Source organism: Streptomyces sp. NPDC046862, assembly GCF_040704615.1.
Classification (GTDB): domain Bacteria; phylum Actinomycetota; class Actinomycetes; order Streptomycetales; family Streptomycetaceae; genus Streptomyces.
The window spans coordinates 14425-35332 of the sequence record NZ_JBEYXP010000019.1 but is presented as its reverse complement, the minus strand read 5'-3'; the positions used below and the strand labels follow the sequence as shown (position 1 = coordinate 35332).

Here is a 20908-nt window from a genome sequence, read left to right as displayed (position 1 = left end):
GAAACGTAGCGAAGTGCCACATAACGCCTGGAGATCGAGGCCTGTTTGTCAGGTGGCTTGATGGATTGCGAGAGAAGATCGCAAAGGCGCGAAAGCTCCCGCAACCTCGGACGTGCTCCGATCCGGGCGTTACAGAATGCTGCGATGCGTTACGCACCGTGACAGTCATCACATTCGTACAGGCGATCTAGCGGAACTTCACAGAGGCCACACAAAATCTCCGTCATCTGATACGCCATCACGCGTGGTCCGATCCTGGTCCCGCTTCAAGTGGTCCGGGGGGACCTCGCCGTGTTCGGTCGCTTTTCGCATGCCCGCCGTCTCCGCCTGCGCCGTTTACGCACGGCCGTCGTGCCCGCGCTCGGGGCAGCCCTCCTCGTGGGGCTCCTGCCCGCGCAGTCGGTGGCCTTGCCGCCCGATCCGACCGCTGCCGAACAGGGCCGCGAAACACTGGACTTGGAGAAGCTCAACCAGGACGAGCCGATCTCGGGCGAGGCCTTCGAACGGGATCTGGAGACGTTGAAGGTCGAGATCCCTGATGACCAGGAACAGGCCCCGACGGGCACGGTGACGCCGCCGCCGGCCAACACCGGGACGGTCAGCTTCGGGTCGACGGCGAGCGCGAGTCAGGCAGCCGCGCGCACTGGAACGGCCGCCCAGCAGGTGGCCCTGACTCCGGTCGGTGACCTCCCCGTAAGCCTCGGCCAGGCCCCGGACCAGGCGGCTCCCACGGGCACCTGGTCCGTCCAGGTCTACGACCGCACCGCGCCCGTCTCCCAGGGTGTCGACGGGGCCGTCGTCAAGGTCCAGGCTCCCGCGACCGGCTCCGTGCCGATCTCGGTCAAGTTCGACTACGCGAAGTTCAAGAACCTCTACGGCGCCGACTGGGCCTCCCGCCTGCGCTTCGTCCAGTTCCCCGAGTGCTACCTGACCACGCCGGACGACGAGGCGTGCCAGACGTACGAGGAACTGGAGACGACCAACGACACCAAGACGCGGTCGATCATGGCGACGGTCGATACGGCGGCGGACGGAACCGTGACCCCGGCAGCGGCGACTGCGGGGAGCACGTCCGACGGCCCGTCAGCGGCCCAGGCCGCCTACCGGACCGGGGTCACACCGGCGGCGGCGACCGGCGACACGGCTGTCCTGGGTCTGGCCGACTCCGGTACCGGCGCGGGTGGCTCCTTCAAGGCCACGCCCCTTGCGTCCAACGGCAAATGGGAGGCGGGAGGCTCCTCGGGAGCGTTCACCTGGTCGTACCCGCTGACGGTTCCGGCAGCCCCAGCCGGCCCGGCACCGGCCGTCTCCTTGAACTACAACTCCCAGGCCGTGGATGGCCGTACCGCGGTCTCCTCCCCTCAGTCCTCCTGGATCGGCGAGGGCTGGGACTACGATGCCGGCCACATCGAGCGCCGCTACCGCACTTGTAAGGACGACCGCAAGAAGCTGAACTCCGGCACCCCGAACAACACAGCCGAGAAGGACGAGACGTTCGACCTGTGCTGGGTGTCGTACAACGCCGTGATGTCGCTGGGCGGCACGACCGTCGAGTTGGTGAGGGACGCGCCGACAGGCAGTGACCCGGAGACCGACACCGAGATCTACCGCCCCCAGAGCGACGACGGCACCCGCGTTGAGCGCAGGACCGGCGGAGACAACGGCGACAACAACGGCGAGTACTGGATCGTCACGAGCACCGACGGCACCAAGTACTACTTCGGCCTCAACAAGGTCGGCGGCGGACACGCCGACACCGACTCCGTCTCCACCGTCCCCGTCTTCGGCAACCACCCGGGCGAACCGTGCCACGCCGCGGCCTTCGCCGGCTCCCGCTGCGGCGCGGGCAAGAAGCAGGCCTGGCGCTGGGGCCTGGACAAGGTGGTTGACGTGCACGGCAACGTGATGGTCGTCGACTGGAAGCAGGAGACGAACTACTACGCCGTAAAGAAGAAGTTCAAGTCCCCTGAGCAGTATGACCGTTACGCGTATCCGACGACCATCGAGTACGGCATGCGCTCGTCCGACCTGACGAAGCCGTCTGCGACGGTCGCGTTCGGCGTCAAGCAGCGTTGCTTGAAGTCGGAGACGGCGTGCGACTCCGCCAACTTCGCCAAGACCGATGACCCCGGCGCGTACCGCCTGTGGTGGGACACCCCCGGCAACCTCAACTGCAAGTCCACGTCGAAGCTGTGTCCTGTCTTTCCGTCCTTCTGGACGCAGATGCGCCTGGACACGGTGACGACGAAGGCGGCCCGCGCGGGCGAGACCGGACTGGGCAAGGTGGACACATACACGCTTCACCAGTCCTTTCCGGAGGACTGGTACGACACGTCCCCCGGCCTCTGGCTGAACTCGATCACCCGACGCGGCTTCGCCCCCGGCGACACCACCGGCACTCTCCAGTCCAAGGACGGCGTCAGCTTCGCCGAGTACACGGTCGGCTCGACCTCACCCCTACGCACTCGCCTCAAGGATCGTCAGCTCCCGAACCTGGTCCCCAGTGGCCCCAACGACCAGCGCCCCGCCTTCACCCGCCCGCGTATCGGCACGGTCGCCACCGAGCACGGCGGAGACATCGAAGTGGAGTACAAGGGCGGATGCGCGTCCGAGCCCTCCGCGGACAAGGGTGAGAAGAACGGCACCTGCTACCCCGTCCGATGGTCCCCGGACGGCGAGGAGAAAACGCCGGCCAAGGCATGGTTCAACAAGTACGTCGTCGACTCGGTCACCGAGACCGACAAGGTCACCTCTCAGGGCAAGTCCGTCCACACCGCGTACAAGTACACGGACCCCGCCTGGGCCAAGAGCGATGACGAGTTCACCCGCCCGTCCCTCCGCACGTACAGCGTCTGGCGCGGTTACCGTCAGGTCGCGGTCACCAAGGGCAGCAAGTCCAGTTCTGAGCAGGGGGACCCGCAGTCCCAGTCGTACTCCGAGACGCGGTACTTCCAGGGAGTGGGCGGGGAGGTCAAGGACTCCAAGAACGAGTACACGCTCCTCGCCGATGACGCACCGCAGTACGCGGGCATGACGGCGGAGAGCATCACCTACCTCAATTCCGCCAAGCGGGTCCAGAAACGCACTTTGAACTATCCCTGGTCCAAGCAAACCGCTTCTCGGACACGGGAAGCGGAGGACGGTGCGGACCTGGAGCCGCTGCTCGCCCATCGCAGCGGGATCAAGCGCACGGACGAGATCCAGGCGGTCGACACGAGCTGGCGTGCCGTCCGCACACTGACGACCGTCGACGACACGTACGGCCTGCCCATCAAAGTCGAAACGGCTGTGGTCAAGCCGAACGGGTCCGGCGAGAACCTGTCCGACCAGACCTGCACAGTGACGTCGTATGTACACAACACGTCGGCATGGCTGATCGGCTTGTTGAAGGAGCAGCGCACCACCGGGACTTCGTGTGCGGGGTACGACTCAGCCGCCCCGGCCACGGAACTTGTGAAGGCCGTGCGTAACAGCTACGACAACCTGACGTACGGAGCGACCCCGACAAAGGGGTTGAGCACTTCCGTCGCGGGGATCGATGCTGCCGGTACTTCTTACTCGGTTGTCACGAAGACCACGTACGACCCGTTGGGGCGCGTCCGTACTGTCATGAGGCCGGGTACCGGCACGACCGAGGTCCGGTACACACCCGGAGACGAGGGCGGCCCGGTCACCGCGGTAAAGACCATCAACGCCAAGAGCCACACCGTAACCACAAACCTTGACCCGGGCCGTGGCCTGGCGCTGACAGTCACGGACGCCAACGGCCGGGTCACGCGCAACGAGTACGACGCCCTCGGCCGACTCGTCAAGGGCTGGTCTCCGTCACGCTCCTCGGGCGGCAAGTCGCCGGACGTCGAGATCGCGTACCAGGCGGCGATCGCCGACTCCAAGGAGACGCGCCCCGCTGCGGTCACCACCAAGACCCTCAAGGACGACGGGACCTACAGCCGCCAGGTCACCATCTACGACGGCCTGATGCGCCAGGTCCAGACCCAGTCCGAGGCTCACGGCCCCGGCCGGATCGTCACCGACACCACCTACGACGATCACGGTCTCGTCGACGAGCAGACCGGTGCCTACCTGGCGCAGGGCGAGCCTGCCAGCGAGCTCTTCGAGCCCCGGTCGAAGTCGCTGATCCCGAGTTGGGTGAAGTTCCGGTACGACGGCTTGGAGCGTCAGGTTCGCCAGTCGACGTACCACGACGGCGACTACGCGTATGCGACGTACACGAGCTATGGCGACACCAGTATGTATGTGAACCCGGCCGGCTCGACGTCCCCGCGGATCCGCACCTTCACCGACGCGCTTGGCCGTGTTACCTCGATACGCCACTACAAGGACGACGGGAGCACGGACCAAGGACGCACGACCGTCTATGAGTACGACGCCCGAGGCAACCGCAGCAAGGTCACCGATCCAGCAGGCAATGCCTGGACCTACACGTACGACGCCCGGGGCCGGGTGACCTCCACCACGGATCCCGATGCGGGCAAGACGGAAACCTGGTACGACGACGCCGACCGACCGATCAAGGTCACGGACGCGAAGGCGAGGTCGACGTACACGCAGTACGACGAGCTCGGTCGGGTCAGGTACGTGCGCGAAGGGTCCGAGACGGCCACTCCGGTCAAGGAGTTCACCTACGACACCCTGCCGGGCGGGCTCGGCCAGCCGGTCGCCTCGATCCGGCACACCGCGAACGGCGACTACCTCAACCGCGTCACCGGCTACGACACCGAGTACCGGCCCACCGGCAGCGAGACGGTGATCCCGTCCAACACCATGACGACGGGGTTCTCCGGTAGCTACGCCTACGCGTACACCTACACCCCGGTCACCGGGCAACCGCAGTCGGTCACGCTGCCCGCAGTGGGCGGACTGGCGAAGGAGAAGGTCATAACCCGCTACAACGGGGACGGCCTCGCCGAGTCGACCTCGGGACTCGCCTGGTACACGTCCGACGTGACCTACTCGCCCTATGGCGAGGCCCTGAGGACGGTGTCGGGCGCGCAGCCCTATCGGGTCTGGACGACGAACTTCGTCGATCCGCACACCGGCCGACTCCAGCGCACGGTCGCCGACCGGGAGACGTCGGGCCCGCACCGCATCACGGACAGCTACTACTCGTACGACAAGTCGGGCGTCATCACGTCCAACGCGCGCAAGCTGGCGGAGGCCTCGGGTACGACGTGGGACACGCAGTGCTTCACGTACGACGTGATGGGGGAGCTGGCCAACGCCTGGACGTCGAACATCACACCTGGTGGCAAGGGCACCGGCTGCAAGTCGGCGAACGGCGCTACCTGGGGCTACCGAACGGACTATGCGGATGCGTCCGGCCCGGTGGCCGACGCCCCGGACGAATCGACCGACGCGTCGAGCCCGGACGCTTCCCTGACGTCGACGCTGGCAGCCGCCGCTCCTGACAAGACCACGGTCTCCACGGGCCCGGCGGCCTACCGCCAGTCCTTCACCTTTGACTGGCTGGGCAACCGCGCCACGATGACGGACCGCGACCCGGCGGACGCGACGAAGAGCGTCACCTTCACGTACGGCTACAACGCGACACAACCGCACACCATGAAGTGGATCAGCTCCAACCCGTTGGGCCAGGGCAGCAGTTACGCGTACGACGCGGTAGGCAACACCGAGTCCCGCGACCTGCCCGGCACGACGCAGGATCTGACCTGGACGCCCGAGAACAAGCTCGCCACGATCACGGACGACGGCAAGAAAACGACGTACGTCTACGACGCCGCGGGCAACCGCATCCTGGAGAACTCCACGTCGGGCTCGACGCTGTACCTGGGCGAGACGGAGGTGACGACGGACTCGACCGGCAAGATCACCCGGGCCTCCCGCTCCTACGCCCACCCCGGCGCCCCGACGGTGACCCGCACCACGAGCAACGGCGCGACAACAGGCCACCAGCGCAGCGTCATGCTCGCCGATCAGCTGGGCACGGCCAACACGTCGGTGAAGGTGTCGAGCGGCCAAGAGGTGACGCGCCGCGCCTTCAAGCCGTACGGCGAAACGCGCGGCCAGAAGCCCTCGTCGTGGCCCAACAAGCGCAGCTACTTGGGCGTGGGCATCGATGACGCGGCGACGGGCCTGACACACATTGGCGCCCGCGAGTACGACCAGAATTCCGGCCGCTTCCTCTCGGCGGACCCGATCATCGACATCGCGGACCCGCTGCAGATGAACGGGTACGCGTACAGCGGCAACAGCCCGGTGAGTCAGTCGGACCCCTCCGGCCTCTTCTGCGATGGCTGCAGCGTCGACAACCCCGACAGCGTCTGGACACCGGACCACGGCCCGGGATGCACCACCACGCACTGCTATGACGGCGGGGACATCCTCTACGCGACCGGGGGCACGGGGAACGGCGGAAAGAGCAAAGGTAGTTCCGGCTCCGGCTCCGGCTCGGGCACAGGGAAGGTTGTCGTCAACAACGTTCCCATTCCCACCGCCGAAGAGCTCATGGCGCGGGGAATGATGTTCCCCGGACACACGTACGACGAGGCGCTGCACGACTGGACCGTCGGTGTCTGTCAGGGCGTCAACGCGTCGGATACGAACTATGGGGGATTCTGCTCCACGGCCCACAAGGCCGGGCTGCTGGAGTCTCCGGAGAACGACCCCTTTGGGGTTCAGGCCAACATCAACTGTGTGACCGGCAAGGGCGACTGCGTGGAGGCCATCGTCACGGATGTTCTCGCGCTCGTGAGCTGGGGCGTGGGCAGGGCCCTGGCAACGGCTACCGCAGTGGAATCAGCTGCGGCCGGTCGGTCGGCGAGCAAAACCCTCGCTGGGCTGGCTGACTGCAAGTGTGTCGCCGGTTATGACGCAGACTTTGCAATGGGGCAGCTCACCAGAAGTGGCACCGCCAAGGCGTCTCAACTGGAGGAGTTCGGGCACTCGAACGGTTGGGTTCGAAGCCAGACGGAGAACGGTCCCATCAAGTTCCGTGACGCGAATGGGACTCTCCGGCTTACCATCAAGAAGGGCACTGGCAGGGCTCCGGGAAGCAGTGACCCGCACGTTGAAATGAGGAATGCCAGCGGGGAGCGAATCGACTCGTTCGGGAATCCCGTCACGCGCAAGAGTCCCGGTAATCACACGCCGATCGAATGGGATCTGGGATGAATGACTACAGGGAAGTAAGTCGGTTGGCCGTTTATCATTTGGAAGAGAGCTATGTGCTCGATATTCAAGCTCGCCCGGGTTCGTTGGCTCTTGTGGTAGATCTTGCTCTGAACGTCAATCATCCGCAGCACGGCCCTGCTTTGCCTGATGAGAGGCACTGCTACCGACGAGGAACGCTGCAGTTTTCGCAAGTGGTCGATCTGCATTGGATCGATCAGGGGACTCCGCCAGCAAAGGATGCAACTGGCGAGCTGGACTACGGGGCCGTCGACTCTCTTGAAGTGAAGGGGAACCTTTATCTCATGACAGGTGACTTCGGTCGAATCTCTGTCACTGCTTCCGATCTGTCGATTCGGTTGCACGACTGAAGATGGTTCCTGGCGTTGTCGGTCCGCCAAATGTGCGTTACGTTGACAAGGTGCGCTGCCGCTGGTTCGCATTGACGGCTGTAATGTGCGGTTGGCCGTGGATTCTCTCGTTGATGACGGAGGCTGCGGCCAATGTGGCCGTTAACTGGCGGTACGAGCAAGACAGCGATTCGCCGTATGGAGCAGTCGATGATGGAAGGAGTAAAGGAGAGGGGTGGGACTCTCTTGAACCGCAGAGGCCCAGAGATCGAAGTTCCATTTGGTGGATACCTGCCGTAAGTCACGACTGGAGTTTGTGATGGGAACTTGAGGATCAGACCCGTTTGACAGCGACAGCGCTGAAGACTTCCTTGATGAGCTGGAAGAAAAATCTGAACCGCAGCGGTTGGCGGTCGTTGAACGTACTTTCCATGCCGCCATCGAGGCGGGCGGTAGTTCAAACGCCTCTGTGCTGCCTGAGGAGGTAATGGCTGCTGCTGTGGCTGCGGCCAATGTTCCAGCGGGGCGTTCCTTGGCTTGAAACGAGGAATAACCGAGTTTGACAGAATGGCTGGCGCAGCCAATTCATTCCATTCTCGCCTCCTCTGTAATTCAGGCGCTGGATGTGACATTGCCCGCAGATGGCTGGATTTGGAGGAGTTGGGTCGACGTTGACGAGAAAGGAGAGGCTCAGGCTGCGATCGACAGTTTGAGATCTGTACTGCACCCCCTCAGTGAAGGCCAATCTACGTAGCTCTTTCGCCGATATCGCCGCGAGGAGCGACTGTATGCGAAGAGCCTCACCGAGTGCAGTTCGGAGGCCTCAGTGATGTGACGGAAAGGTAAGGCGGTCTCAATATGGGCTGGCGAGAGGATCTCCTCGATGAGATCAATGCCAACCGTTCGTATGGACTCGTAGTAGAGCTCACAGTATTCGATGCCAGCGGCGCCGGGTTGTCTCAATGTGCGTTCCAGTGGCTCACGGAGGGTGTTCGCGATCTCGCTGAGGCTAATGTCCTTCGGGGCGCGGGGCGGCACAAAATCTCCGAGTCGGGGTTCTCCCGGGTTCCTGATATTAAGCCGGATGGAGACTCGAACCGATGGTCCTATGTCTCGGTTGCGCCGCAGGGCACATTCGACGTCCGATGCAATCCCTACACTCCGGATGTTTATTCGTGGTTGAGAGAGTTCGTAGACGACCGGCCGGAGTCGTTTTCTGTAATGAGCGGAGAATTTTCGGACGGTGGTGAGATGGGTGACTCCGATGTCTGGATTTCGGTCACCTTCGACGAGGGCCTCCCGGAATATGTGAAGCTGGTCGTCCCCGTAGACGAGATGGAGCTCCGCGATTCGCGGGCCTCACGTGCGCAGGACCGTCTCTTGCGGTCCATCCGATGGGTCTGCGACCGGTACAACGTAGTGTATGGGCATCTCTCCTACAGTCACGCACAGGAGATGACGGAGCTTGAGAGCCGCCTCCGCGGTCAGGCCAGTGACCCGACGACCAACACCCCTCGTTGGCGATCGCAGCTGCGGGGTTATTCCTGGCTCATGGTCATCTCCGCCGATGTCGCCCGCATGTTGGGAGGCGCCGATGCACTGCGCGATTCGCAGGCTTTCCACTCCGTCTCTCTGCTTCCGAACGGTTCGCTGTTCCTTCAGGCCACGCCGACGTTCCAGGAATACCGCGGCCAGGCAGTTGAGAACGTCTACCGCACGGTGCGAGACGTACTCGTGAGCGGTGAGTTCCGCGGCCCCTCACCCATGCCCGGCCCGCCGACTCACATGATCGTGCTGCCTGATTGAACTGCGGCCGCTGCCGAACGCCCTGGCGGCCGCCCGTATGCAGGTCAACGGTAACGACCTCACCGTGCCTTTTTGGAGGCAGGAGAGAACATGCCCGGCAGCGGCGCGGATACGGACGGACTCGACCACATGGGGCGAGCGTTGTCACGGCCGGAGTCGGATAGACCGTTCCTCCGGAGGCGGTGATGGCGGCCGTCTCGCCGGACGGCGTCCGGGCCATGGGGTTACTGGTGCCGCGTACGAGGGCTTTTGCGGTCTGGAGGCTGTGGCGGGAGCACCCATGCTGCCGGCTCGGGGTGGTATCCGGTTCGTTTCCCGGGTCGATCCGCAGCGGTTGGTCTGGAACCCCCTGGATGCTGTCCCCAAGGGCTGACGGGAGGCGGTGGCCTTGGTGGTCGCCCAGGACCCGGACGATGTCATCGCCGAGGTGCTGGCACCTTCCTGTTCGACACGCTCGACGAGTCCGTGGACCAGGAGGCCAAGGGCGAGCGGCTCGCAACTGACGGCGCAGTGCTTGGCGGAGAATGACTGGTGCGCGGAGCGTCCGCGCCCGCGTGGTGCTCGGCGAGGATGTGACACTGCGCGCTGAAGTGTCACATCCTGACCGGACGCGTACTCGCAGGAGGGCATCGACACCGGCCGCAGGCGCTCAACCTTGAAGACGCCGTATTTCTCGGCGAGCTGCGCGCAGCAGGGAGTTGAGGCCTGGCGCCTGCACGGCGAGGCTGGTCGTTGGTTCGTCGGACTCGCGGAGGTGGATCGTTCCGTCCGGGGCCGTGGCCAGTTCTATGCAGTTGCTGGCCTCGCTGCTGAACGAGGACTTCTGCCAGTTCAGTTCGGACATCGGATGGTGACCTTTCACGGGTTCGTCATCAGTGCATGGATCAAGTCGCGGGAGGCCGCCGCGTCCAGCGACAGGTCTTTCATGCGGCTCATGATCGTCCGGTACTTCTCCAGCTGTGCCTCGGCATGGAGGAATTCAGAACCGTGTTCCGTGTCCAGTTGCACCGTGTCCAGTCGGGGGTGCGGGCCTTGGGCGATGACCACTGTCTGGCCGGCGCCGGGGAAGATGCCTGCCGCGAACGGTAGGACGAGGACGGTCATGTGCTCACGTTCGCTCATCTCGGCGATGTGTGCCAGCTGTTTGCGCATGACTTCCGGGCCGCCGAACTGCATGCGCAGGGCCGCCTCATGGATGATCCCCGTGTACGGCGTCGGGTTGTCGGAGTAGAGGATCCCCTGGCGCTTGATGCGGTGGGAGAGACGGTGCTCGACCATGGGCGGGGAGAGCGCCGGGACGTTCTGCTGAAAGACCACGCGGGCGTACTCCGGAGTCTGGAGAAGCCCCGGTAGGTGTGTGAACTGGACCGTGCGGAGCGAGGTTGCGTGCTCCTCCATCTCCGAAAGGTCCAGCAGGACCGGGGGCAGGAGTTCCCGGTAATCGTCCCACCAGTTGCGGGACCGGCCTGTGGTCATGGCCGCGAGAGCCTCGATGTACGGCTCGTCGTCGCATTCGTACCCAAGTGCGAAAGCTCGAACGCGGTCTGCGCTGACGCCGAATCTCCCGGACTCGATGTTGCTGATCCTGGCCGGGTCGATGCCCAGCTTCTGACCGGCCGCACGAGTGGTCAGATCAGCACGCTCCCGCATTTTCCGCAGTTCAGCGCCCAGGCGTTGCTGCCTCGCGGTCGCTGTGGGCCTTGGTGGCACAGTTGCTCCTATCCAGGAAGTTTCCGTGTTCGGTAGCAGTATTGTAGTCGTGTGCTCTACGGTGAGTATCGCATCAACTACCCAGCGTTGTTTCCGGGATCCCCGGAAGTGCACCGCCCTGCCCAAGCGCAGCACACGGCAGCGGCGGCGGAGCCACCGCCCGTTTCACTCAACCCCTTCGCGCCGCAGAGGAGTTACGGCCGTGACCGAACTCGCCCAGACGAAGACCGCAACCCGCCCCTCACTCGACAACGACTGGGAGTACACCCTCCGCATCCCCCACTCACCCTTCGGCCCGGGCATCGTTCGCGCCCATGTCCGGACCGTGCTCACCCGGTACCAGGCCGCCCCCACTGTCCTCGACAACGCCCAGCTCGTCGCCTCCGAGCTCGTCACGAACTCCCTGGCGTGTACGAGGGATCCCGTGGCCGTAAGGCTCATTCGGGCGGATGGGCGGTTGCGGCTCAGTGTGTGGGACAGCAGTTCCTGCCCTCCTCTTGAGGGGCCGCAGCCGGGGCTCGACGAGGAGAGTGGGCGTGGGCTGTGGCTGACGCGGGCGTGTGCTGACGAGTGGGGGCACTTTCTCGTCGTCAACGGGCGTCGGGGCGGTGGAGGGAAGGAGGTGTGGGCCGAGTGGCGGGCTCCCAGTCCATAGAGCCGGCCGAGGACACTGCCGGCCTCGGCGCACTGGCGGACGGTGCCCGGGACGGCACAATGACCTCATGACCAAGTCGCCTGAGCTGCCGTCGACGTGCCGTACCTCCTCCGGTTCCGCGCTGTCCCTGTGGTCGCAGGACTCCGTGCTGTCGATCGGCTCCGTGGGGTCGGTGTTGTCCATCGGGTCCGTCGGGTCGGCCCTGTCCGTCGGGTCGGTGGGGAGTGTGTTGTCGGCCGGCTCGATCGGGTCCGCGCTGTCGCTGATCTCCGCCGGATCGTGGCTGAGCATCGGATCAGCGCTGTCCGCGCAGTCGAAGTGGTCGGTGCTGTCCTGGCGTTCCTCTCGTGCCGTCTGGTCCTACGGGGCCGTGGGGGCCGTGGCCGGGGCTGCCGGGGTGCTCCTGGCCGCCCGGACGTTGCGGTCGGCGGACGTCTGACCACCCCAGGGCCACCGCCGTTGTCAGTGGTGGACCGTACTGTTCCTCGGCATGGGAACCGTGACGTTCGTCGACGAGACGACGAGTGGTGGCCGGAGTGCCGGCTGGGGGATCGAGGTCGCCGAAGAGCGGCTCTCGGTGGGGGAGTTGATTCGGCGGCGGGTTTTCCAGGAGGTCGCCGAGTACAACGCGCGTACGCCTGAGGTGTTCCAGGGGCTCGTGCAGCCCGAGGACGCGGAGCGCGTGCTGAACGGGTACGTGATGCGGACGCGTCGGCGGATCGACCCGGAGGCCCAGACCGCGCTCGCGCTCACCGCCTTCGCCGGGAACGGGTTCCTGGTGCTGGTGGGGGACCGGCAGGTCACTGATCTCGAAGAAGAGGTCGAGCTGCCGCTCGGGACCGAGGTCGTCTTTCTCAAGCTGGTTCCGCTGGTGGGGGGATGAGGGGCCATGGCTTACGCACGGGTCAAGAACTACAAGTCGCTGGTGCGGGAGCGGGTCGCGGACGGGGACCTCCGGGCCCTCGCCGTGGATCTGCTGAAAGCCGCTGTCGCCAATGACGGGCTCTGGGACGAGTACTGGGACGAGCTGCTGGAGCTGTTGCGTGAGCTGCCCGTCGAGGTGCGGCAACGGCTCGGCGACGCCCTCGTGGAGCAGTACCACTCCGCCGAGGCCGGGCCGGACGCGCGGCGCAACGTGCTCACCCTCGTCGGGATCATCTCCCGCGGGCTCCCCGATGATCTGCTCTCCGAGGAGCGCGTCGAGGAGCTCGAACGGGTCGGGCGGCTGCACTCCTTCTGGTACGCGTCGCGGCTGGAGGCCCTGGCCGAGCAGGAGCTGGCGGTGGGGCGCGCCCTCTCACCCGCCGTCGTCGCCGTCTTCCGGCGTTCCACGCTGGACGCCTACCGCTCCGGTCCCCTCCGCGAGATCGTCAAGAAGCTGCCCGACCCCGTCCCTGTCCTCAACGTGGGGGAGGAGTGGGCCGAGCGCGCCATGGCCGATGCCGAGGGGATTGAGGGGACTGGCGGAGCTGAGCGGGCTGAATGGCGTGCGCTCCTCGCCCATGTCGCCGGCGCCACCGCGTCCAAGCCCAGTACCAAGTGGGACCAGCGGGCCCAGGAGCTCATCGATGCTCTGAGGGACGAGCGGGTCCGTGGCACCGTCCTGTCCTGGCTCGGCCTCGTCGGGCGTCCGCGGACGTTCGGGCTGGAGGGGTGGGGGTACGCCGAGGGGGACGTCAACGGCGCCTACGACCCGTACAACGCCAACGCCCTGCGCGGGCTCGCCTGGCTGCTCTCCCTCCTGCCGCCGCACCCTGACACCGCGCGGGCGCTCGGCGCGCTCGTCGAGACCTCGCTGAAGAAGGTCGCCGGGATGGGGCCCCGCAACCCGAAGGTCGCCAACGCCGGGGTCGTCGCCCTCGCGCGGATCAACAGCGAGGCCGCCCTCGCGGAGCTCGCACGGCTCGCCACCCGGATCACCTACAAGGCCACCGCGAAGATCGTCGACACGGCGCTGGAGGACCGCGCCACCGCCCTCGGGCTCAGCCGGGAGGAGATCGAGGAGCTGGCCGTTCCCGCGTACGGGCTCACCGAGGCCGGACGGGCGTGTCAGCGGTTCGGTGATGTCATCGCCGACGTCGAAGTCCACGGCACCAAGGGCGTGCTGAGCTGGCGTACCTCCGCCGGGAAAGCCGTCAAGAGCGTGCCCGCCTCCGTCAAGCGGGACTTCGCCGACGAGCTCAAGGAGCTCAAGGCCGCCGTCAAGGACATCGACAGGATGCTCAGCGCGCAGAGCGAGCGGCTGGACCGCCAGTTCCTCGCGCGGCGGACCTGGCGGTACGGGGAGTGGCGCGAGCGGTATCTCGACCATCCGCTCGTGGGGACGCTGGCCCGCCGGCTGCTGTGGGTCGTCGACGGTACGGCCGTCGGGTTCGCGGACAGAGAGCTGCGCACCCTCACCGATGATCCGGTGGCCCCTGCGAGAGACGGCGACTCCGAGGTCCAGCCCTGGCACCCCGTCGGCCGCGAGCCCGCCGAAGTCGTCGCCTGGCGGGACTGGCTGGAGCGGCACGCCGTCACGCAGCCGTTCAAGCAGGCCCACTGCGAGGTGTATCTGCTCACCGACGCCGAGCGGGCCACCCACACCTACTCCAACCGGTTCGCGGCGCACATCGTGCGGCAGCACCAGTTCCACTCCCTGGCCGCCGTGCGGGGATGGCGCAACAGGCTCCGCCTCTGCGTCGACGACTCCGCGCCGCCCGCGACGCGTGAACTGCCGCAGTGGGGGCTGCGGGCCGAGTTCTGGGTCCAGGGCGACGGCGAGGAGTACGGGGTCGACACCACCGAGTCCGGGACCTTCCTGCGGCTGCGGACCGACCAGGTGCGCTTCTACCCGATCGACGCTCCGGAGAACTCGGCCCACTGCTGCGGTGGCGAGGAGTACCACATGTGGCTCCGCGACGGGCAGGAGCCTGTCGAGCCCGTTCCCCTCGACGAGATACCGCCACTCGTCCTCTCCGAAGTGCTGCGTGACGTCGACCTGTTCGTGGGCGTGGCCAGTATCGGCAACGACCCGGCGTGGCAGGACGGCGGCCCCGGCGGGCGCTTCCGGGAGTACTGGTCGTCGTACGGCTTCGGCGAGCTGAACCAGAGTGCCGAGACCCGACGGGCGCTGCTGGAGCGGCTGATACCCCGCCTTGCGATAGCCGACCGCTGCACCCTGGAGGGCCGGTTCCTGCACGTGAAGGGCGAGCGCCACACGTACAAGATCCACCTCGGCTCGGGCAACATCCTGAGGACGCCGAACGACCAGTACCTGTGCATCGTGCCGAAGTCCAACCCTGGTGCCCAGCAGGGCGGTTACCTGCCCTACGAAGGTGACCGCATGCTGGGCGTGATCCTGAGCAAGGCGATCATGCTGGCCGACGACACGAGAATCACGGACCCGACCATCCTCAGCCAGCTCTGAAAGTCACATGGTGCTCAGCGAGCGGGCGTAGTTGATCTGGCCCATGACCGCGGGGAAGGTGTGCGGGCCCAGGGCCGGGATCATCGTCGAGTGGTGCCGGCCAGCGCTCGTAACGGTGATCTGGATGAAGCCCGTGGTCCTCCTCTCCTTCATCAGGAGGAAGAACAGACCGAGGAGGCAGAAGATGAAGAAGATGATCGCGAGCACGATGGCGACCGTCGGGATCTTCTCCTCGGTATGAGACATATCGGTGGCGTTCCACACCGCGCCGCGCAGAGGGAGGGGGCCAGCGGGCGTGACGATTTGGTCGCTCATCACCGTGATGTCCCCGATGGCCAGCAGCGGGGCCCCACCCATGGGGGCCGGAGCGGCCGACTGCTGAGGGAAGCCGTATGCGGGCATCGACGCGGGAGCGGGGCCTGGATATCCGTAACCTGGTGGTGGCGTCGAGAGAGGCTGCTGCGGCGGGTGACCGGGGCCCCACTCGCCCGCTCCGCTCTGGTACGGATTCTGCTCGGTCATGCGGTCGTCCCCCGTTTTCCGGCCCGTGCAGGCGATCGGGCTGTTGGATCAGCGCCTCATATTGCCAGCCAGGCCGTTCCCCTCGCCACCGAGAGGTACGGCCCTGTCACAGCCTGATGCGGACGACCCGTCACGCGAGTCGAAGATGAAGCGGTGCGCGTTGACGATGGCGGCCGGGCCGAAGTACTGGTCGTCGTTCCAGAACACCGGGCACGAGGACGTGCAGGCGGCGCACAGGATGCACTTCGTCGTGTCGTCGAGCGCTCGCGGTCCTCGGCCGTCTGCAGACGCTCGCGCGTCGGCTCGTTCGTGTCCTTCGTGAACTTTAGGTACCGGCGGGAAGGAAGCCTGGACGGAGGCGGAGACAGAGTGGCGTCCGGGAAAAGCTGTCCGGCCACCGAGGGCAGGAACCTCGATGCCGTTCCGCGTGACCCGGCTATGCCACGACCACCCGGGTCCCCTGGAAGTTGGCGACGACCTCCAACTCCCCGCCGAGCGCCTCGATATATGCCGCCACGGTGCCCACCTCGGTCGATGCGGTTCTCCCGCGTTCGATGGCCGAGACCCGCTCCTGCCTCACCTGCATACGGTCTGCGACTTCGCGCTGGGTGAGGCCGAGCTGTCGGCGCATCTCGGCGAGCCGGTGGGCGCGGGCCTCAGAGATCATGCGCCTTGCCCCAACGGCGATCTCGTCCAGGTCCTCGGTGTCGAAGACCTCCTCCTTGACCTCGTCCCACGAGTGGAAGCTCGTCATCGCTGTGCCTCCTTCTGCTGCCGCTTCATCAGGTGATCGAGCCACTCGGCGTACCGTGACTCAGCCAATGGGACAGAGCGGCGGTACCACTCTGTCCACTGGCCTGACTTGTCGCCGGCCACGAGTAGGACTGCGCTGCGCTCGGGGTCGAAGACGAACAGGATCCGGATCTCGCTGTTCCCGGTCGAGCCGGGCCGTAGCTCCTTGAGGTGGTGCAGGGCGGACCCCTTGATCCGGTCCACGAGGGGGCGGCCGAGGTCCGGACCTTCCTCGACAAGCGCTTGGATGGCCTGACCTACAAGCCGTGCCGTGGCTCGATCGTCCTTGCGCAGTTCGTGTAGCCAGTCGCGAACCTCTCCGGCCATTTCAAGATGCCAGGCCATCAGGCCCCGCCCGGTAGTACGTACTGATACTAGTACCCTGGCGTACTGGCTGCCATTTCTGAGTCAAAACGGACTAGGTTCACCTGATCGTGGTTGGCGGCGTCCGCCGGACGTTGTACCAGGCGAGGCGGCCTCAGCGAGCGCAGCCTCCCACCCGTCGCGTGCTCAGCGCGATGTCGTCCAGGCGTACGTCGTACGACGACGGGCTCGGGTCGGCCTGGTAGAGCTGCCAGCCGAGCTTCAACTTGTCGAAGGTCGGGAAGACGAAGTCGTCCGCCGTGCCGCCGTGGTCCTTGGTGGAGACCGTGAGGTCGGACTGCTCCACGCCGTCCAGGTAGACCGTGACCCTGTTGTCGGTGGCGTCCAGGTGGAACTCGACGCACTGCCACTTCCCTGCCTCGGCCGGGGCTGAGGTTTTCCAGGAGGTCCAGTCACCCGTCGGGCCGAGGTCCGAGCCGACTCCCCAGAAGTTGCCTTTGTCGGTGGGCGCGTACTGGCCGCCCAGCGGTCGGACCAGCGTGGGGGAGTCGGAGCCGGAGGCCTCCGCGAGGGTCCAGTGCGCCCAGTCGGGGGCCGTCGGGAACTCGGCCACGCGCAGGCGCATGCGGGCCCAGACGCTGTTGCCGGGGAGGGGGAGGTCCGGGATGACGAGGAAGGCGCGGCCGTTGCCCTCGGTGCGGATGCGGAGTTCGCGGCCGTGACCGGTCGCGCTGCGGCTGACCGTCAGCGTGCCGTTGGAGGTGTCCGTCGTCCAGCCGTGGCCCTCGGTGACCGGGCCCGGAGGGAGGCGGTCGAAGTTCTCCCGGAAGAGGGAGGGATGCGGGGTGGGGGCTGCCGAGGCAGTGGGGGGTATCGCGATCAACGCGGCCGCCGCGGCCGAGAGAAGGGCGGCGGCTTTCCTCAGGAGTGCCATGGCTCAGTCTGGCCACCCGTGGCTCCTGGGGCACAGCAGTCACAGGCCAACTTGGCTGATCGCCATCGGTGTCTGGCTTGAAGTCTCAAGTACCCCGCTCCGGTCCAGCGACCCGACCCGACCCGGCAAACGCGTGGGCCCCGTCCCCGGCGTCCAGCCGGAAACGGGGCCCACCACGTCGTACCGCCGAGAAGGCGAGAAGATCAGAAGCGACGCGTGATCAGCGCGCGCTTCACCTCCTGGATGGCCTTGGTGACCTCGATGCCGCGCGGGCAGGCGTCCGTGCAGTTGAAGGTCGTGCGGCAGCGCCACACGCCGTCCTTGTCGTTGAGGATCTCCAGGCGCTGCTCGCCCGCCTCGTCACGCGAGTCGAAGATGAAGCGGTGCGCGTTGACGATGGCGGCCGGGCCGAAGTACTGGCCGTCGTTCCAGAACACCGGGCACGAGGACGTGCACGCCGCGCACAGGATGCACTTCGTCGTGTCGTCGAAGCGCTCGCGGTCCTCGGCCGTCTGCAGACGCTCGCGCGTCGGCTCGTTGGTGTCCTTCGTGATCAGGAAGGGCATCACGTCCCGGTACGCCTGGAAGAACGGCTCCATGTCCACGACCAGGTCCTTCAGGACCGTGAGGCCCTTTATGGGCTCGACCGTGATCGGCTTCTCGGGGTTGATGTCCTTGATCAGCGTCTTGCACGCGAGGCGGTTCTTGCCGTTGATCCGCATGGCGTCGGAGCCGCAGATGCCGTGCGCGCAGGAACGGCGGAAGGTCAGCGTGCCGTCGACGTCCCACTTGATCTTGTGGAGGCCGTCGAGGACGCGCTCCTTGGGGTCGATCTCCAGCTGGAAGTCTTCCCAGGTCGCCTCGGCCGAGACCTCCGGGTTGAACCGGCGGACGCGGAACGTGACCGTGATGTACGGGGAGTCGGCGAAGCCGGGCTCGGGCTGGCCGGCCGCGTCCGCCTTGTCCAGGGTCGGGGTTGCCATCAGTACTTACGCTCCATCGGCTGGTAGCGGGTCTGGACGACCGGCTTGTAGTCGAGACGGATGGACTCGGTGCCGTCGTCGCCGACCTCGCGGTACGCCATGGTGTGGCGCATGAAGTTGACGTCGTCGCGGTTCGGGTAGTCCTCGCGGTAGTGACCGCCGCGGGACTCCTTGCGGGCGAGGGCGGAGACCGCCATGACCTCGGCCAGGTCCAGCAGGTTGCCCAGCTCGACGGCCTCAAGGAGGTCCGTGTTGAACCGCTTGCCCTTGTCCTGGATCGCGACGTTCCGGTAGCGCTCGCGCAGCTCGCCGATCTTCTCGACGGCCGTCTTGATCGTCTGCTCGGTGCGGAAGACCATGACGTTGGCGTCCATGGTGTCCTGCAGCTCACGGCGCAGGTCCGCCACGCGCTCGGTACCGGTCGAGTCCCGCAGCCGCTCCACCTGGTCGATCACGAGCTCGGCCGGGTTCTCGGGGAGCTCCACGAAGTCGGCCTTCTGGGAGTACTCCGCCGCCGCGATACCGGCCCGCTTGCCGAACACGTTGATGTCCAGCAGCGAGTTCGTGCCCAGGCGGTTCGCGCCGTGGACCGAGACGCACGCGACCTCGCCGGCCGCGTACAGGCCCGGGACCACCGTGGTGTTGTCGATCAGGACCTCACCCTCGACGTTCGTCGGGATGCCGCCCATCGCGTAGTGCGCCGTCGGCTGGATCGGGATCGGGTCCGTGTAGGGCTCGATACCGAGGTAGGTGCGCGCGAACTCCGTGATGTCGGGCAGCTTGGCGTCCAGCTGCTCCGGCGGGAGGTGGGTGAGGTCGAGGTAGACGTGGTCGCCCTCGGGGCCGCAGCCACGGCCCTCGCGGATCTCCGTGTAGATGGAGCGCGAGACGACGTCACGGGACGCGAGGTCCTTCATGACCGGCGCGTACTTCTCCATGAAGCGCTCGCCGTCCTTGTTGCGGAGGATGCCGCCCTCACCACGGGCGCCCTCCGTCAGCAGGATGCCCATGCGCCAGATGCCGGTCGGGTGGAACTGGAAGAACTCCATGTCCTCCAGGGGAAGACCCCGGCGGTAGACCGCCGCCTGGCCGTCGCCGGTCAGCGTGTGCGCGTTCGACGACACCTTGAAGAACTTGCCGCAGCCGCCGGACGCGTAGATCACGGCCTTGGCCTGGAAGATGTGGATCTCGCCGGTCGCGAGCTCGTACGCCACGACACCGGCCGACCTCTTGACGCCGTCGACCTCGGTGATGAGCTGGTCGAGGACGTAGAACTCGTTGTAGAACTCCACGCCCTCCTTCACGCAGTTCTGGTACAGCGTCTGGAGGATCATGTGGCCGGTGCGGTCGGCCGCGTAGCAGGAGCGGCGGACCGGGGCCTCACCGTGGTTCCGGCTGTGACCGCCGAAGCGGCGCTGGTCGATCGTGCCGTTCGGGGTGCGGTTGAACGGCAGGCCCATCTTCTCCAGGTCGAGGACGGAGTCGATGGCCTCCTTCGCCAGGATCTCGGCGGCGTCCTGGTCGACCAGGTAGTCACCGCCCTTGACCGTGTCGAAGGTGTGCCACTCCCAGTTGTCCTCCTCCACGTTGGCCAGCGCGGCGGCCATGCCGCCCTGCGCGGCGCCCGTGTGGGAGCGGGTGGGGTACAGCTTGGTCAGCACGGCGGTGCGGCTGCGCTTCGTCGACTCGATGGCGGCGCGCATGCCGGCGCCGCCCGCGCCGACGATGACGGTGTCGTACTTGTGGATCTTCATGAGTGGATACCTCAGCCCCGTGCCTAGCGGATGTTCGGGTCGAAGGTGAAGATCACCAGCGTGCCCAGCAGGATGGTGAACACCGTGGCGGTGTACAGCAGGCCCTTCAGCCACAGGCGCGTGTTCGGGCGCTCCGCGTAGTCATTGATGATCGTACGCAGGCCGTTCGCGCCGTGCAGCATGGCCAGCCACAGCATCAGCAGGTCCCAGGTCTGCCAGAACGGCGAGGCCCAGCGGCCCGCGACGAACGCGAAGCCGATCTTGGAGACGCCGCCGTCGAGGACGAGCTGGATCAGCAGGTGGCCGATGACCAGGACGACCAGCACGATGCCGGACAGGCGCATGAACAGCCAGCCGTACATCTCGAAGTTGCCGCGGGTCGACTTCGGGGTCTTCTTGGTGCGCTTGCGGGGCGGCTCGATGACGGGAGCGGGGTTCTCGGGGCTGTACCCCGACATCTCGCCCGCGCCCTCTACCGGGCCGATTCCGGATTCGGTGGTCTCAGTGGTGGACATCTGCC

General features: G+C 66.3%; 16 protein-coding genes and 2 pseudogenes. 8 read left to right on the top strand and 10 right to left on the bottom strand.

Features of this window, described 5'->3' with window-relative positions:
- The first annotated feature begins 351 nt into the window (after positions 1-351).
- The 4 genes and pseudogenes from AB0959_RS21965 (at position 352) to AB0959_RS21950 (ending at position 9305) form a co-directional block, all read left to right on the top strand.
- Positions 352-7152, top strand: a complete 6801-nt coding sequence (locus AB0959_RS21965; RefSeq protein WP_366828118.1) for an RHS repeat-associated core domain-containing protein — start codon at positions 352-354, stop codon at positions 7150-7152.
- On the top strand, positions 7149-7520 hold the full coding sequence (locus tag AB0959_RS21960; RefSeq protein WP_366828117.1) for a hypothetical protein: 372 nt from the start codon (positions 7149-7151) through the stop codon (positions 7518-7520). The genes AB0959_RS21965 and AB0959_RS21960 overlap by 4 nt, the downstream gene beginning before the upstream one ends.
- Positions 7521-7842: 322 nt before the next feature.
- A pseudogene (locus tag AB0959_RS21955) lies at positions 7843-8040 on the top strand (DUF4259 domain-containing protein); the annotation flags it as partial.
- Positions 8041-8357: 317 nt separating this feature from the next.
- Positions 8358-9305, top strand: coding sequence for a hypothetical protein (locus AB0959_RS21950; RefSeq protein WP_366828116.1), 948 nt, complete (start codon positions 8358-8360; stop codon positions 9303-9305).
- A 649-nt stretch (positions 9306-9954) separates the two neighbouring features.
- Here AB0959_RS21950 and AB0959_RS21945 read toward each other — a convergent pair.
- Together AB0959_RS21945 and AB0959_RS21940 are read right to left on the bottom strand one after the other, a co-directional pair.
- On the bottom strand, positions 9955-10149 hold the full coding sequence (locus AB0959_RS21945; RefSeq protein ID WP_366828115.1) for a DUF397 domain-containing protein: 195 nt from the start codon (positions 10147-10149) through the stop codon (positions 9955-9957).
- 14 nt (positions 10150-10163) lie between these two features.
- Positions 10164-11027 carry a helix-turn-helix transcriptional regulator gene (locus AB0959_RS21940; RefSeq protein ID WP_366828238.1) on the bottom strand — a complete coding sequence of 288 codons (864 nt, stop codon included), beginning with the start codon at positions 11025-11027 and terminating at the stop codon, positions 10164-10166.
- Positions 11028-11217: 190 nt separating this feature from the next.
- Here AB0959_RS21940 and AB0959_RS21935 point away from each other — a divergent pair, with 190 nt between their 5' ends.
- From AB0959_RS21935 to AB0959_RS21920, 4 genes are all read left to right on the top strand, one after another.
- Entirely contained in the window at positions 11218-11670 is a 453-nt protein-coding gene (locus tag AB0959_RS21935) for an ATP-binding protein (protein ID WP_366828114.1), read from the top strand.
- A 67-nt stretch (positions 11671-11737) separates the two neighbouring features.
- Positions 11738-12109, top strand: coding sequence for a hypothetical protein (locus AB0959_RS21930; RefSeq protein WP_366828113.1), 372 nt, complete (start codon positions 11738-11740; stop codon positions 12107-12109).
- A gap of 51 nt (positions 12110-12160) precedes the next feature.
- The gene (locus tag AB0959_RS21925) at positions 12161-12553 is read left to right on the top strand and encodes a hypothetical protein (protein WP_366828112.1); all 393 of its coding nucleotides are present in this window, start codon (positions 12161-12163) and stop codon (positions 12551-12553) included.
- Positions 12554-12559: 6 nt separating this feature from the next.
- Positions 12560-15079: a DUF4132 domain-containing protein gene (locus AB0959_RS21920; protein WP_366828111.1), complete on the top strand. Its 2520-nt coding sequence runs from the start codon at positions 12560-12562 to the stop codon at positions 15077-15079.
- Positions 15080-15082: 3 nt separating this feature from the next.
- Here the strand turns inward: AB0959_RS21920 and AB0959_RS21915 are convergent, their stop codons facing one another.
- The 8 genes and pseudogenes from AB0959_RS21915 to AB0959_RS21880 all read right to left on the bottom strand — a co-directional run bounded on the left by AB0959_RS21915 (position 15083) and on the right by AB0959_RS21880 (position 20903).
- The gene (locus AB0959_RS21915; RefSeq protein ID WP_366828110.1) at positions 15083-15601 is read right to left on the bottom strand and encodes a hypothetical protein; all 519 of its coding nucleotides are present in this window, start codon (positions 15599-15601) and stop codon (positions 15083-15085) included.
- Positions 15602-15730: 129 nt separating this feature from the next.
- A pseudogene (locus AB0959_RS21910) lies at positions 15731-15921 on the bottom strand (4Fe-4S dicluster domain-containing protein); the annotation flags it as partial.
- Positions 15922-16037: 116 nt separating this feature from the next.
- On the bottom strand, positions 16038-16355 hold the full coding sequence (locus AB0959_RS21905; protein ID WP_366828109.1) for a helix-turn-helix transcriptional regulator: 318 nt from the start codon (positions 16353-16355) through the stop codon (positions 16038-16040).
- Complete coding sequence (locus AB0959_RS21900) at positions 16352-16738, bottom strand: type II toxin-antitoxin system RelE/ParE family toxin (protein ID WP_366828108.1); 387 nt, start codon at positions 16736-16738, stop codon at positions 16352-16354. Before AB0959_RS21900 ends, AB0959_RS21905 begins: the two co-directional genes overlap by 4 nt.
- 133 nt (positions 16739-16871) lie before the next feature.
- Positions 16872-17651 carry a hypothetical protein gene (locus tag AB0959_RS21895; RefSeq protein ID WP_366828107.1) on the bottom strand — a complete coding sequence of 260 codons (780 nt, stop codon included), beginning with the start codon at positions 17649-17651 and terminating at the stop codon, positions 16872-16874.
- A 203-nt stretch (positions 17652-17854) separates the two neighbouring features.
- On the bottom strand, positions 17855-18634 hold the full coding sequence (locus tag AB0959_RS21890; RefSeq protein WP_366828106.1) for a succinate dehydrogenase iron-sulfur subunit: 780 nt from the start codon (positions 18632-18634) through the stop codon (positions 17855-17857).
- Positions 18634-20388 (bottom strand): succinate dehydrogenase flavoprotein subunit, encoded by a 1755-nt coding sequence (gene sdhA, locus AB0959_RS21885; protein ID WP_366828105.1) that lies wholly within the window; start codon positions 20386-20388, stop codon positions 18634-18636. Before sdhA ends, AB0959_RS21890 begins: the two co-directional genes overlap by 1 nt.
- 23 nt (positions 20389-20411) lie before the next feature.
- The gene (locus AB0959_RS21880; RefSeq protein ID WP_366828104.1) at positions 20412-20903 is read right to left on the bottom strand and encodes a succinate dehydrogenase hydrophobic membrane anchor subunit; all 492 of its coding nucleotides are present in this window, start codon (positions 20901-20903) and stop codon (positions 20412-20414) included.
- Between the last annotated feature and the right edge of the window lie 5 nt (positions 20904-20908).